Below are 13,719 nucleotides of genomic sequence, written 5' to 3'. Positions count from 1 at the left end.
TGATGGCTTCGCCGGATCGAAAGCACAGCTATGCGATCCGGCGAGCTTGGGTTCTGGTAATTCCGACGCCGTCGACTTCCTCTGGAGACCCGCATCCCGACTTCTCGGATTCGGCTCTGCCTTAATGGATTTGGTACCTGAAAGTCCAGAGGTGTCCGTCGTCCTCAACTCTCTCGTGGCGGCCATCGGAACGCTATCGACAGCTGCTCAAAAAATCACGGCCGTGGCGCGTCCGTTGTCAGAAATGTTTCGTCGAGCTGCCCCGCGTGGCAGACCAGTTTTTCGATTCCGGAATCCCTCGCCACAGAATGGGAAGTGCGATCAAAGCGATGGCGGTCGCGTAGAAGGCAGGCGACAGATCGCTTCCAGTGGCGTTGACCAGTGCTGCGCACACCAGCGGCGCAGTTCCTGCAAAGAGTGCATATGCGATGTTGTAGGGGATCGCCGTGCCGGTGAATCGAGCATGCGTCGGCATCATTTCGAGGATTACGAGCAAAGCGGACGCGAGTAGGGAAAGCGCGATGACCAGAGCAGCCAGTGCAATGGCAATCGCGAAAATGTTTCCGGTGCCAATGAGCATGTAGCTGGGCACCGAAACGAAAACTGACATCACCATGCCGATTCTGACGAGAGGTCTCCGGCCGATTCGGTCGACCGTAGCGCCGAAGAAGATGAACAGCGGGACTGCGAGAACCAAAGCGCCGGTTGTCATCAGCAGTGCCACCGTGCTCGAAACGTCGGCTGAAAGAATCAGAAATGTCGGCATGTAGCCGAGCAGCATATGAGTAACGACACCGAGCGAGGCGAAATACACGAATGACGTGAGCAGAGTCCGCCAGTGATTGCGGAACAGATCTGTGAGAGGGCGGGTTGGAAGGGAATCGTTTTCTTTCATTTCCTTGAAAGCCGGAGTTTCCTCGACCGCAAGCCTCATGAACAGTCCCACCATGGCGACAACGCCTCCGATGATGAACGGCCAACGCCATCCCCCGTCGGCAAAGGACTCAGTGCCGACCAAGCTGAATGACAAGACTGTGACCGTGGCCAAGATGCTGCCGACGAACGACGAAGAGCTGATAATCCCTGCGTACAAGCCGCGCCGGTGAGACGGCGCATGCTCGACGACGAAGGTTGCCGCTCCGGTGTATTCGCCACCGGCCGAGAATCCTTGAACCAAGCGACAGAGCAGCAGCAACAGCGGTGCTGCGACACCGATCGAAGCATATGTCGGTAGGAGGCCGATAGCCGCTGTCGAGCAGCCCATGAGCGTAATTGCCAGGGACAGTGACCTCCGTCGGCCGAGGCGGTCACCCAGTCTTCCGAAGAATATGCCGCCGGCAGGTCTGGCCAAGAATGCGACTCCGTAAAGAGCGAAGGTGGCAAGCAGTGCGCCACTGCCGAACTCCGGAGGGAAGAACACTGTCGCGAGAACTGCGGCAGTGAAACCGTAGATCGTGAAATCGAACCATTCGACGATGTTGCCTGTCGCGCCGGCAATCAGGGCCCTACGGCGCGCCGATCGACGTCCGGGTGACGTCTCGGTTTGATGCTCTACAGGAGCATTTGCTGTGCCGGTCATGATGATTCCTCTCGGGATATGCTGAATAGCAACGGTTTTGCGACGTCACGGTGGCCGATGTCGTTCGGAGGCATGCGAAATTGAAAGAGGCCGACCGGACCCACGTTGATCTGGCGAACGGAGGTTGCGATCGATTCCGGATCAGGGACGACGCTTTCTCACGCGAGAGCGTGTCGGCTGGCTTCGGCCCACAATGCAAATCTCACGGCTGCAACGAATCTCGTCGCTGTCGTGCAACCTGTCGTTGCTGGGTATGCCTGGTCGCGGGCCGAGCGAACACGTTCCGGGTCTCATGTGCTTCGGCATGTAGCGAGCTTATGGCGCGAAAGTTAGTTGCATCACTGTCATTCGTTCAAATTGTCGCGGACGAATTTAGTCATATGTTGCAAAACGGCGAGCGCTGCTCGTACAGTTCGACCATGGCCGGAGAACTACAGCATTTGGTGGATACTACCGGGCGCCGACTGGACCGTTCCGTTGCGATCGATGATGCACAGATCCGTCTACTCGCGTACAACTCGCATGACAGTGCCGTCGATTCAGTCAGAATGAATTCCGTTCTACAGCGGAATGTTTCACGCGAGATTGTGGACTTCATCTACGCGAGTGGAGGCCGTGAAGCCCTCGATCTCTTCACTGTTCCCGTCAACGAAGAACTAGGGCTGACCCTTGGCCGGGTCGGGATGCCGATCCGGTACCGCAATGCGCTGCTGGGCTTCGTCTGGCTGTTGACTTCAGAGGGCGAAGTTGACGAGGATCAAGCCGAGGTCTTGAGGCGCACGGCTGATGCGGCGGCGATGATCCTCCACCGCGAACAGTTGCTGGACGAGTTGTCCCGAAGTCGGGAGCGGGAACTTACTCGAGACGTACTGTCTGGCGAGCGGTCGCTGCGCGAGGACGCGGCAAGCAGATTGGCTGATGAGGGCTTGATGGCTGCGGGTCCAGCAGTCGCGGTCACTATGTTGCTCCGTCCCGTGGACCGGTCGACATTGACCGAAAGAGATCGTCTGAGTGTTGCCGTCGGCGTCGATCAGCTTCGGCGGAGGCTCCCGCGGAACAGTGCAATCCAACTCGACCGCCCCGACCACAGTCTGTTGATCGTATCGGTGGCCGAACGCTCGACTCAAACCCATCTGGACTCGTTGATCGTGGCAGCCCGGGAGCGAGTCTTGTCTGAAAGTGGGCGCCAGAACATCGAATGTTGGGTTGGTATCGGTGAACCGCGAACCTCGGTTGCAGACGTGCGCGAATCCTACGAAGAGTCCAGACGCTCCGCAGATGTAGCCCAGGTCGTCAAGGTGCTCGGAAATGTTGTGCATTATCGGGATCTCGGCGTCTACGGACTTCTGGCCGAACTGTCGGAGGATCGACTCGAGAACAGTATTCACTCAGGTTTGCAGTCCTTGCTCAGCCATGAGGACTCAAAAAGTGAGGCTCTTCTCGCGACGCTGGAGAGCTTTTTGGACAATGCCGGTGACGTAAAGCGAACGTCCGAGGCGCTCTGTGTGCATCGAGGGAGCTTGTACTATCGTTTGCGGCGAATTCAGGAGATAACACGCGCAGACTTGGCAAACGGCGACGACCGGTTGGCATTGCATTTGAGTCTGAAAGTCGCGCGGTTGTTAGATCTCCGATGATCCCAACCGAGAAGAGCGGACTGTGGAAGAATCCAGCGGCTCAACGTAGTTCGGGGCTCGATCGTCAAGCGGGATGGTTCTGGGGTGGGAAAGGAAGCGCGTCGTACATCGGCCGGCGTGGGTTGGCTTGACCTGCTGAGACGTTCATACGTTTGATCGGGCACCTTCTATCCTCCTGTCGGCAGATGCGGCGGAGTGCAACTTTCTCGGGCATTGAAAGTGCAGAATCGTCCAGATGGGTGTCGAGCTGCGTGAAGAACGCGCGTTTTTGCAAACCGAAATGACGACGAATTTGGTCTGAGTTCGGTCCCCCGGTACGCAGATGTTTGCGCGCAAACTGGACTATTTGTTGCCGACTGCACACAGGGGATTTCGCGTCCATCCCGTTGGCTCCCTTTACGGTTGGATTGGATCAGATACCTGAGCCGGTGCGATTTTTACGCACCCCTTCACTGCAGGTCTGGTCTGATCTTTCCGAAATTGGAGTCGCGGAGATATATGCAGTTGTTCGAGATCGTTCCCCCGAAATTGAACAAACGCGCCAGACTGGATTGTGGCCATTGATGCTGCACGTCTAGCCATTTGCTTGCTGCTGAGCTGGCTGGTCAGCGCGACACAGTATCGGTGATGTTGCCGGCCTATCGCCAAACGGTGAAATGGTTCTGCCAGGAGAACGACACGTTTTTGCCGGCATTCGAGACGACGACTCCGCGCGGATCGACTTCTGGGGGAAGGGGAACCGACCACATCATCTTTCCGTCGCGAGCCCGGATCGCGTGCATGCCGGTGTAGTCGCTGAAGACGAAGTGGTCGCCATCGGTTACCCCGCTGCGAACCCAGTACGCGTCTTGCCAGGGCGTTTGCCACAACTGTCGGCCACTCTCGATGTCGAGACCCGAGATTGTGCGAGTCTCGGGAGACGTGACCAGGATTGTTTTTCCTACCACCGCGGCGATGGCGCTTCCCGTCCCGGCCATCGCGGTGTTGACGATTTGTGAACTGCGCCAAAGTTCGTCACCGGAATTCGGGTCGTAGGCGCCGTCGCCGAGAAACATCGGCAGGCCCGTCGAGGACTTACTTGGGTAGGACGACGATGAGTACGAGGGAATCGGTATCGCACGAATCGTGGATCCATTTGAAGCCAAGAGGTTTTGGGTTCCTACGTAGCCTGATCTGCCTCCGACACCGGTGAGGAACAATCCGTTCCCGGCCGGGGCAAGCGAATCACCCTCGAATCTGAATCGTTCTGCGCCGGAATCCAGATCGTAGATTCGATAGCGGTACTGTGGGTGCCCGCCATCGCCCTGTTCCATCGCAATGACAGTGTTGGTGCTCGGGATCGTGTAGACCGATCCGAACTTTTCACTTGGTTCGAAGGTACGAACGAAGTTGGCCGTCACATTGGTGGTGTTGCCGCTGGCAAGAATTCGTGTGCGAACGGTTCCGTCCATCCTTTCGCCGGACGTGTACACAGTGTCTCCGGTGATCGCGGCACCACTGAGATCGAAGTCGGTTCCGAGGTCGGACAACAGAGTTCCGGTCGCGGTATCGACAAAGATCATCCGTCGATCGCCCCAGCACGCGATGATCGTGGATTCGTTCTGTTGGCTGCACTGGCCGATGACTCCGCCGATTCGCGTTTTCCACAGCGGACTTCCGTCGTCGGGATTCACACCGACCAGTGTGACGGCACCGACTCCCTGACTCGACGAAGACTCGTCGGTCTTGGGCAGGGGATAAGCAGTCGCGGCCACCAGCACGTCACCGACTTGGTACGTGTTGCCGTAGCCGTAGTAGCTATCGAGCGTGGAAGGCATCGACAGCAGTACGTCGCCGGAGTTGTCCGTGAGCGTTCGAACATCGAGTTCCCAGGCTTGTTGCGGAGGATCGGAGAGGTCCACGTCGACAACCCCCTGCTCGACGATCGGACCGCCTATCTTCTGCTTCGGCGAGGCCGCCTCACTGGAGTCGGAGAGTGCCGATACGACGATGAACGCGATCGCCACGATCAACGCCAGTCCGAGGGCGACCAGTTTCCAGTGTTCCTTCAACCGAAGCTGCATCGAAAGACCGTAACCGATCGAGCAAACTGATCGGTTCGTTTCGCGGACGGCCGGTTCGATGTCGATCGCGAGATCGAGCCCACGTGCTCGGTGTGACGAAGTGTGGTGGCCTCGCACACACGAGACCACCACACCGACGGCGTCAGACGTAAGGCGAGTACGCCGGGAGATCCAACTGACCGTTGCCCGACAGTCCGATCACAATCACCTCGGGTTCGGTGACGGCGCGAGCGTGAGCGATGGCGCCGGCAACCGCGTGGGTTGATTCCGGAGCCGGGATGATCCCTTCGGCGCGGGCGAAAATCAGACCGGCCTGGAGCGCGTCGTCCTGATCGACGGCAATCGCATCCATGAGTCCGAGGTTGACCGCATGCGAGACCATCGGCGACATACCGTGGTAGCGAAGGCCACCGGCATGGATCGCCGGGGGAACGAAGTCCTTACCCAGAGTGTGCATCTTGAGCAGCGGAGTCAGCCCGGCGACGTCACCGAAGTCGTAACGGTACTCGCCCTGGGTGAGGGACGGGCATGCCGAAGGCTCGCAGGCGACCAGACGAGTCTTGGTGCCTTCGCGAAGGTTTCGTCCCAGGAACGGGAAGGTGAGTCCGGCGAGGTTGGAACCGCCACCGGCGCAACCGAACACGGTGTCGGGGACGGCGTCGCCGGCTTCTTCGAGCTGGACCATTGCTTCCTGACCGATCACGGTCTGGTGAAGCATGACGTGATTCAGCACGCTGCCGAGTGAGTAGTGCGTGTTCGGATCCTGCGCAGCGACCTCGACGGCCTCACTGATCGCCATACCAAGCGAGCCGGTGGTGTCGGGATGCGACTTCAACAGTGCGCGTCCGGCTTCCGTCAGGTCGGAAGGCGACGGGTGACAGATTCCGCCGTACGCCTCCATCTGGATGCGTCGGTACGGCTTCGAATCGAAGGAGGAGCGAACCTGCCACACCTCGACGTCGAGTCCGAGCAGTGCGCCCGCGAACGACAGCGACGCACCCCACTGGCCTGCACCGGTTTCGGTGGTGAGCTTGGTGGTTCCTTCGATCGCGTTGTAGTACGCCTGCGCGACAGCAGTATTCGGCTTGTGCGAACCGACCGGGCTCACGCCTTCGTACTTGTAGTAGATGCGAGCAGGTGTGCCCAGAGCGCGCTCGAGTCGGTGCGCACGGAACAGGGGAGAGGGCCTCCACATGCCGTATATCTCGCGAACCGTCTCCGGGATCTCGATGTAGCGCTCGGTTGCGACTTCCTGCGCGATGAGGTTCATCGGGAACAGCGGCGCCAAGTCCTCGGGGCCGAGCGGCTCACGAGTGCCCGGATGCAGGTGCGGGGGAACGGGCTCGGGGAGGTCAGCCGCCAGGTTGTACCAGTGCGTCGGCACTTTCGACGGGATGGAGACGCCCAAAGGCTCGAGCGAACGGTTGAGTGGGGTGGTGGTCAACTAACTCTCCTTCGTGGATTCGGTACCTGATCTTGGCGGTCGTAGCGACGACGCGTACGGCATTTGCCGGATCGGGGATCCTGGAGAGGAGCCTGCTGGACCACCCGATATCGGTCCGGGCAGCACGCAGTTGCGGCTGACCGTCAGCGGTCGGGCCACCAGAGGTGCGCAGTGAGCAGGGTCACGAGCCGATCGTACATCGGTACTCGCGCCCTGCTCACGTCGGGCGCGACTACATTCTCGCCATCCTTCGTCGGCTCAGCTACATTTTCGCCATCCTCCGTCGGCTCAGCGAAAAATCATGCACGTCGTAGTTCCATGCGCAACCAACTTGCCGTTCTTGTCCAAGACCTTGCCCTCTGCGGTCGCGGTACGCCCGCCCACGTGAATGACACTGCCGTGGGCTGTCAGTTCGTCACCGTCGAGAGGCACCGTGCGGATGTAGTTGAGCTTGAGTTCGAGGGTCGTGTAGCCGACGCCGGCCGGAAGCATCGTGTGTACCGCGCAGCCCATGACCGAGTCGAGCAGCGTTGCGCAGATTCCGCCGTGGACAGTGCCGAGCGGGTTGCTGAAATCGGCACGCGGGGTCAGGGCGAAGCTCACCGATCCCTCGTTGACCTCGCGCATCTCCATGCCGAGGAGGCGTCCGATGCTGGGGCGGTCGTTGACCTGCGTTCCCATCCAGCGGAGAAGTTCGAGGCCTGTCATCTGCGCCGGATCGACGGTTGCGGTTGTCTCGTCACTCATTGTTTCATCCCATCACTATGTAGGTCGTCATACATAACGTAGCGTATGAGTCGACAGGTGTACCGACGGCCGAAGGATCTGTGACATGGCAGAGCTGAGCTCACGTGATCGCATGATTCGTAGTGCGGTCGAACTGATCAGCCGCAACGGTGTCGATGCGACGTCCTTCAGCGACGTCATCAAGCACAGCGGCGCGCCCCGTGGGTCGATTTACCATCACTTCCCCGGCGGCAAGACCGAGCTGATGGTCGAAGCCGTGCGCGCGGCTGGTGCGATCATCACCAGACGAATCAGCTCGGCTGCGGCCACCGGTTCCACTGCCGACGTGATCGAAGCGGTCGGAGACATCTGGCGACTCAATCTCACGCGCTCGGACTTCGCGATCGGCTGCCCGGTGATTGCCGGCGGGTTGGCACGCGCCAGTGAGCCAGAAGTCGCGGAAGTGTCGGCTGAGGTCATGCTGGGATGGCAGAAGTTGATCGAATCGCAACTCGAAACTGCGGGTTATCCTGCAGTGCAAGCAAAGTCGATGGCAAACCTGACGATCACGTCGGTCGAAGGTGCAGTGGCGGTGTGCCAGACGACTCGAAGTATCGAGCCGCTCGAACAGGTCATCGCTTCACTGCAGGGGCTCTCTCGTTCTGAGGCTTGGTCCCGCTGAGCCTTCGGGGGTTGACTTCGGCCATCAAGTATCCGTAACTTCATGTAACGGCTAATTAGGCAGGAGTAGGCGATGACACATTGGTTCGACCTCGAACCGGTCGGTGTCGATTTCTTCGACACGGCACCGCATATCTTCACGTACTCGATCGACCTCGCCGCCGAACCCGATGCCGTCTGGGCCGGTCTGACCGCCGACGAGCCTTTGTCGTGGTGCCGACTGCTCACAAAAGTGCACTACACCTCGCCGCGCCCCTACGGCGTCGGCACGCGCCGAATCGCGGAGGTGGGCGGTGGCGCGATGCAGATGCGCGAAAAGTTCATCACCTGGGACGACGAAACACGTCGGCACTCGTTTTACGTCGAACAGTCCAATGTTCCGCTGTTCCAATCCTTCGCGGAGGACTACCGCGTCGACGAGCTCGCAGTGGGTTCGAGATTGCAGTGGGATTTTGCATTCTCGCCGCGTCCGAAGCTGTCGCTCGCGGTGCGCGGCGGGCTACCGGTCAACTCACTGATCTTCTCGAGCTTCGTGCGCGATACCAAGCGGCACTTCGGTTCTGCGCCACGCCATTGACTTTCTTCCCTTCATGCGAGAGGCATCCATGACCACGCTCGGAGAATCGTTGACTTTGCCCTGTGGGCAGATACTGCGGAATCGCACGATGAAAGCTGCGCTCAGCGAGGCTCTGGGTGACCGGACTCATGGACCGTCCACTCGCTTGGAAACGCTGTACGGTCGTTGGGGCAGTGGCGGGTTCGGATTGCTCGTCACCGGCAATGTCATGGTCGATCGATCGCAGATCGCCGAACCGGGCAACGTCGTCGTCGACGACGATCGTGATGCCGAAGCGCTGACTGCCTGGGCCAAGACTGCCAAGAACGGCGGCGCCGAGATCTGGATGCAGCTGAACCACCCAGGGCGGCAATCCAACCCGATCGCCAGCAGAGGTCGACCGGTCGCACCGAGCGCGATTGCGCTGAAGATTCCGGGAATGGCGACGCCGCGAGAACTCTCGACTGCTGAGATCGAAGGGATCGTCGACAAGTTCGCGGAAACCGCTCGCGTCGCCGAGTCCTCCGGATTCGGAGGCGTGCAGATACATGCCGCGCACGGTTATCTTGTTGCGCAGTTCCTTTCGCCGTTGTCCAATCAGCGGACGGACGAGTGGGGTGGAGATCCTGAGCGTCGACGACGCTTTCTGATCGAAATCGTTCGGCGCATACGCTCGACCGTTGCTCCGGGATTCGCGGTGTCGGTCAAACTCAACTCGGCTGATTTCCAGCGCGGCGGATTCTCGGAAGACGAGTCGCGAGAAGTAGTACGCGCGTTGACCGAAGAGTCGGTCGACCTCATCGAGATCAGCGGTGGCAGTTATGAATCGCCGGCCATGATGGGCAAAGCACAGAAGCAGAGCACTCGCGATCGAGAGGCATATTTCCTCGAGTATGCCGAGACGGTTCGAGCGATTGCCGGCGACATTCCGTTGGCGGTCACCGGCGGCTTCCGCTCGCGATCGGCGATGGTCGAGGCGCTCGCTTCCGGCGCGTGCGACGTGATCGGTCTCGGCCGGCCGACGATCACGATTCCCGACGCAGCAACCGTTCTCCTGGAATCGAATCGGGAACGATTGATCGTCCCGACTGTGGAGTTCGGAGCGCGGAAGTTGTTGGGGAAGGTTGCCGACATCTCGATGCTCGACGGTGCACTCGACCTGCAGTGGCACACCGATCAGTTGCATCGAATGGGTGACGGCAGCGAGCCGGATCCGGCTCGGCCGTGGTGGAAAACCCTCGGGACCATGGTGAGGCGAAACGGAATCGATGCGCTTCGCCCCACCAAACGAGCGGCTTGATCAGCTCGGCGCACCGATGTTGAGTTCATCGGGATGCGCGCCGACGCGGGTACCGTCGTCGAGAGTGTCGATTTCGCTCAGATCGAGATCAGTGAGTTCGAAGTCGAATACGTCGATGTTCTGAGCGATCCGGGCGTCATGCACTGATTTCGGGATGACGATCAGGCCGTTCTGCAGGTGCCAACGGATCAGGACCTGCGCCGCAGTCTTGCTGTGGCGGTCACCGATTCGAGTGATGATCGGATCGGTGAGCAGCGTGTTGGGCTTCGATGCCTTACCCCAACCCGCGTTGCTGGTACCGCCGAGTGGGCTCCACGATTCGACCTTGATCCCGTGCTCGGCGGCCTTGTCGCGGATCGCGTGCTGCGTGAGGTGCGGATGCAGTTCCACTTGATCGACTGCCGGCAACAATCCGCCGCGATCGACGAGAAGCTGCAGATGATGCGGCTCGAAGTTGCACACCCCGATTGCCTTGGCGCGGCCCGATTCCGCGATCTTTTCGAGCGCGTCCCAAGTGCGGAGGAGTCGGTCGTTGTCCTGCAGTGGCCAGTGGATCAGATACAGATCGACGTAATCGACGCCCAGCTTGTCGATGCTGCTGTCGAAAGCCTTCAACGCCTGCTCGTAGCCCTGATCTGCATTCCACAGCTTCGTGGTGAGGAATATGTCCTCTCGCGCGACGGACGAGTTGGCGATACCTCGTCCGACGCCCTCTTCGTTCCCATATGCGGCAGCGGTGTCGATGTGCCGGTAGCCGGCGTCGTCGAGAGCGAACCGCACTGCATGCTCAGTTTCGTCGTTGGTGGCCTGCCAGACTCCGAGGCCGAGTTGCGGGATCGTGGTTCCGGAATTCAGCGTGATGTCAGGATTGCTCATGGATCAAGGCTAGCGATCTCGAGCTTTCCTTGCCGGGGTCAGAGCCGCCTGGGTCAGAGAGTCGTAGCCGAGTACCCGTGTGCCGCTGCAACACTGTCGGACAGGAGCAGGCCGTCGTGTGTGCTCAGTCCTGACCCCAGGCCGGGAACTGCCGTGACCGCGTCCTTCCACCCCTTGTCTGCCAATGCGACGACGTACGGAAGCGTCGCGTTGGTGAGCGCGTACGTCGACGTACGGGGGACGGCTCCGGGCATGTTCGCAACGCAGTAGAAGACCGAACCGTGAACCTGGTACGTCGGATCGGCGTGCGTGGTCGCGTGTGAATCCTCGAAGCAGCCGCCCTGGTCGATGGCGATGTCGACCAGGACAGAACCCGGCTTCATACGCGCCACCAGGCTGTTGGAGACGAGAGTCGGCGCCTTCGCCCCGGGGACCAGCACTGCGCCGATGACGAGGTCGGCGTCGAGTACTGCCTGTTCCAGTTCGAGGCTGTTGGACGTGATGGTCTTGACCTGGCCGTGGTACAGCTCGTCGATTTCCCGCAGGCGAGCGATCGACAGATCGAGAACGGTGACGTCGGCCTGCATGCCGTAGGCCACGGCGATGGCGTTTTTGCCGGAGACTCCCGCACCGATCACCACGACCTTGGCGGGGCGCACTCCGGGGACGCCGCCCATCAGCACTCCGCGTCCGCCGCCGTGACGCATCAAGTGGTAGGCGCCGGCCTGCGGCGCAAGGCGTCCGGCTACTTCGCTCATCGGTGCGAGAAGGGGCAGTGAACCGTCGGAACCGACAACGGTTTCGTAGGCGATGGAAGTGGTCTTCGAAGCCAGGAGTGCGTCGGTGCATTCCTTCGAAGCCGCCAGGTGCAGGTAGGTGAAGAGCACCTGATCCTTACGGAGTCGCGAATACTCTTCTGCAATAGGTTCTTTGACCTTCAGGAGCAGATCTGCGTCTGTCCAGACCTGATCGGCGGACCCGAGGATCTGCGCGCCCGCGGCCTTGAAATCCTCGTCACTGAACGAGGAGCCGACGCCTGCGCCCGTTTCGATGACGACCTCGTGCCCTCGGCCGACCAGTTCGTGGACGCCTGCTGGGCTGATAGCCACGCGGTACTCGTGGTTTTTGATTTCGCGGGGGATTCCGACCTTCATGACACGGCTCCGAACTGAGTCTGTTGTTTCTTCGAATGGCAGGTGCCAAGCATGAAGTTTTGTCGTCAGATAGTGAAGAGAAGTGAAGATAATTCTCTAGGCTGTATTCATGGTGCGCGAAAGTTCAAAAATCGGTATTCAGACGGCCGCCTCGCCGAAGCATGTTCGGGCTGCCGTGAAGTTGGACGAGGTCGACCGGGTTCTGCTCGAAGAGCTGGCGAAAGACGCGAGGATTCCGAACAATGCGCTGGCCGCGATCGCGGGAATTGCGCCGTCGACATGCCTCGGCCGTGTGCGCGCCTTGGTGGACAACGGCGTGATCAGGGGATTTCACGCGGACATCGACCCCGCCGCTCTCGGAATGGATCTGCAGGCGATGATCGCAGTTCGACTGCAGGCCAACGCACGGTCGCACCTCAACCGGCTCGGCGACGATTTCGCCAAGCTGGACTCGGTGCTCAACGTGTACTTCGTTGCCGGTGTCGACGACTACATGCTGCACGTCGCAACGACGGATTCGGCGCAGTTGCGTGACTTCGTCGTCAACAATCTCTCGGCACATCCAGCGGTTGCTGCGACCGAGACGATTCTGATCTTCGAACACGTCAGGCCTCGAGGCGGTACTGCCTGATTAGTTCTCACCTGATGGCGGGTCGACGCCCGGACCAGGCGTTCTCGAGGAGTTCGCTCAGGCCCGGCGGGGTGATCTCACGCGGGTTCGGATACGCGGCGGAGGTGGCGAGTTCGACTGCATTTTCGATTTGATCGTGACTCATTCCCAGTTCTCGCAGAGTGGTCGGTCCGCCGCACGCGGTGACGAGGTCGAAAACGCCGGTAGCGGCATCGGATGCGCCCAGAGCAGTCGCTATTCGCGACATCACATCCGGGACAGCAGGCGCGTTGAATGCCATCGCGTGGGGGAGGACAACGGTGTGGGTGGGAGCATGCGGCAAACCGAAGCTGCCACCGAGGGTGTGGCACAACTTGTGATGAAGCCCCATACCGACTGTGCCCAAGCAAGTTCCGGCCAACCAGGCCGCTTGCAGTAGTTCGGCCCTACCTTCCAGATTTTTCGGATCATCGACAATGCTCGGCAGCGCACGGGCGATCCCGGAGATCGCCTCGATCGCCATCGAGTCCGTGATCGGGTTGGACTCGGTGGAGTACAACGCTTCAACCGCATGCGCCATCGCGTTGACGGCGCTGGTGACGGTGGTATCCAGCGGCAGATCGAGAGTGAGGTCGACGTCGTAGATGACGGTTTCGGGTCTGATGTGGGGAGAGGAGCGAGTTGTCTTGCGTCCGTTCTCTGTTTCACCCAACACCGGAGTGACTTCTGATCCCGCGTACGTTGTCGGAACGACGATCTGATCGAACCCCGCTCGTAGTGCCAGTGCCTTGGACAACCCGGTTGCCGAACCGCCGCCGATCGCGACGACCGTGTCGACGTGATGGTTCTCGGCAAGTCTCAGCGCGGCTGTCGTGACTTCGATCGGAGTATGCATCACAGCGCCGTCGAAGCGGACCACCGCCATGTCGCCGAGAGATTCGGTGACGGCGGCGGCAACCGCGTCGAGTCGACGACTTGCCAGCACCATCACTCGGCTACGGCCGAGCCGCCGCACTTCTTCGGCGATCGTATCGATCGTCCCTTGGCCGAAGACAATTCGAGACGGTGAAGCGTCGTACGAGAAGGGCTTCAT

Annotated in this window: 12 protein-coding genes; 5 read left to right on the top strand and 7 right to left on the bottom strand. The window is 60.3% G+C overall.

Translation table 11 applies throughout. The features are described from left to right. Positions 1–238 precede the first annotated feature (238 nt). Positions 239–1,579 (bottom strand): MFS transporter, encoded by a 1,341-nt coding sequence (locus EEB12_RS11185; RefSeq protein ID WP_069147015.1) that lies wholly within the window; start codon positions 1,577–1,579, stop codon positions 239–241. A gap of 50 nt (positions 1,580–1,629) precedes the next feature. Between EEB12_RS11185 and EEB12_RS11180 the strand changes: the two genes are divergently transcribed. Then, positions 1,630–3,216, top strand: coding sequence for a PucR family transcriptional regulator (locus EEB12_RS11180; protein WP_241895980.1), 1,587 nt, complete (start codon positions 1,630–1,632; stop codon positions 3,214–3,216). Positions 3,217–3,854: 638 nt separating this feature from the next. On the opposite strand, the gene EEB12_RS11175 is transcribed toward EEB12_RS11180, so the two are convergent. The 3 genes from EEB12_RS11175 to EEB12_RS11165 all read right to left on the bottom strand — a co-directional run bounded on the left by EEB12_RS11175 (position 3,855) and on the right by EEB12_RS11165 (position 7,470). After that, positions 3,855–5,279, bottom strand: coding sequence for a PQQ-binding-like beta-propeller repeat protein (locus EEB12_RS11175; protein WP_141487769.1), 1,425 nt, complete (start codon positions 5,277–5,279; stop codon positions 3,855–3,857). Positions 5,280–5,421: 142 nt separating this feature from the next. After that, positions 5,422–6,723, bottom strand: coding sequence for a TrpB-like pyridoxal phosphate-dependent enzyme (locus EEB12_RS11170; RefSeq protein WP_003945451.1), 1,302 nt, complete (start codon positions 6,721–6,723; stop codon positions 5,422–5,424). A 288-nt stretch (positions 6,724–7,011) separates the two neighbouring features. Next, positions 7,012–7,470 (bottom strand): PaaI family thioesterase, encoded by a 459-nt coding sequence (locus EEB12_RS11165; RefSeq protein ID WP_003945940.1) that lies wholly within the window; start codon positions 7,468–7,470, stop codon positions 7,012–7,014. 85 nt (positions 7,471–7,555) lie between these two features. Between EEB12_RS11165 and EEB12_RS11160 the strand changes: the two genes are divergently transcribed. The 3 genes from EEB12_RS11160 to EEB12_RS11150 all read left to right on the top strand — a co-directional run bounded on the left by EEB12_RS11160 (position 7,556) and on the right by EEB12_RS11150 (position 9,986). After that, positions 7,556–8,131, top strand: a complete 576-nt coding sequence (locus EEB12_RS11160) for a TetR/AcrR family transcriptional regulator (RefSeq protein WP_007734151.1) — start codon at positions 7,556–7,558, stop codon at positions 8,129–8,131. A gap of 72 nt (positions 8,132–8,203) precedes the next feature. After that, positions 8,204–8,707 carry an SRPBCC family protein gene (locus EEB12_RS11155; protein WP_030534740.1) on the top strand — a complete coding sequence of 168 codons (504 nt, stop codon included), beginning with the start codon at positions 8,204–8,206 and terminating at the stop codon, positions 8,705–8,707. 28 nt (positions 8,708–8,735) lie between these two features. Next, positions 8,736–9,986, top strand: coding sequence for an NADH:flavin oxidoreductase/NADH oxidase family protein (locus EEB12_RS11150; protein WP_069146995.1), 1,251 nt, complete (start codon positions 8,736–8,738; stop codon positions 9,984–9,986). Here EEB12_RS11150 and EEB12_RS11145 read toward each other — a convergent pair whose 3' ends face one another. Beyond that, complete coding sequence (locus tag EEB12_RS11145) at positions 9,987–10,862, bottom strand: aldo/keto reductase (protein WP_141487768.1); 876 nt, start codon at positions 10,860–10,862, stop codon at positions 9,987–9,989. Positions 10,863–10,915: 53 nt separating this feature from the next. Beyond that, entirely contained in the window at positions 10,916–12,016 is a 1,101-nt protein-coding gene (gene ald / locus EEB12_RS11140; protein ID WP_021342891.1) for an alanine dehydrogenase, read from the bottom strand. A 109-nt stretch (positions 12,017–12,125) separates the two neighbouring features. Here ald and EEB12_RS11135 point away from each other — a divergent pair, with 109 nt between their 5' ends. Further along, complete coding sequence (locus EEB12_RS11135) at positions 12,126–12,647, top strand: Lrp/AsnC family transcriptional regulator (RefSeq protein ID WP_019746936.1); 522 nt, start codon at positions 12,126–12,128, stop codon at positions 12,645–12,647. Positions 12,648–12,654: 7 nt separating this feature from the next. On the opposite strand, the gene EEB12_RS11130 is transcribed toward EEB12_RS11135, so the two are convergent. After that, on the bottom strand, positions 12,655–13,719 hold the full coding sequence (locus tag EEB12_RS11130; RefSeq protein WP_141487767.1) for a maleylacetate reductase: 1,065 nt from the start codon (positions 13,717–13,719) through the stop codon (positions 12,655–12,657).

This window comes from Rhodococcus sp. WS1, assembly GCF_003797745.1.
Classification (GTDB): Bacteria; Actinomycetota; Actinomycetes; order Mycobacteriales; family Mycobacteriaceae; genus Rhodococcus_F; species Rhodococcus_F erythropolis.
The sequence above is the reverse complement of the archived record's forward strand: the minus strand, read 5'-3'. Positions and strand labels throughout refer to the sequence as shown.

Excerpts from the sequence above, each read along its gene's own strand:
- EEB12_RS11185 (WP_069147015.1), bottom strand. The coding sequence starts at position 1,579 with ATGACCGGCACAGCAAATGCTCCTGTAGAGCATCAAACCGAGACGTCA.
- EEB12_RS11175 (WP_141487769.1), bottom strand. The coding sequence starts at position 5,279 with ATGCAGCTTCGGTTGAAGGAACACTGGAAACTGGTCGCCCTCGGACTG.
- EEB12_RS11165 (WP_003945940.1), bottom strand. The coding sequence starts at position 7,470 with ATGAGTGACGAGACAACCGCAACCGTCGATCCGGCGCAGATGACAGGC.
- EEB12_RS11160 (WP_007734151.1), top strand. The coding sequence starts at position 7,556 with ATGGCAGAGCTGAGCTCACGTGATCGCATGATTCGTAGTGCGGTCGAA.
- EEB12_RS11155 (WP_030534740.1), top strand. The coding sequence starts at position 8,204 with ATGACACATTGGTTCGACCTCGAACCGGTCGGTGTCGATTTCTTCGAC.
- EEB12_RS11150 (WP_069146995.1), top strand. The coding sequence starts at position 8,736 with ATGACCACGCTCGGAGAATCGTTGACTTTGCCCTGTGGGCAGATACTG.
- EEB12_RS11145 (WP_141487768.1), bottom strand. The coding sequence starts at position 10,862 with ATGAGCAATCCTGACATCACGCTGAATTCCGGAACCACGATCCCGCAA.
- ald (WP_021342891.1), bottom strand. The coding sequence starts at position 12,016 with ATGAAGGTCGGAATCCCCCGCGAAATCAAAAACCACGAGTACCGCGTG.
- EEB12_RS11135 (WP_019746936.1), top strand. The coding sequence starts at position 12,126 with ATGGTGCGCGAAAGTTCAAAAATCGGTATTCAGACGGCCGCCTCGCCG.
- EEB12_RS11130 (WP_141487767.1), bottom strand. The coding sequence starts at position 13,719 with ATGAAGCCCTTCTCGTACGACGCTTCACCGTCTCGAATTGTCTTCGGC.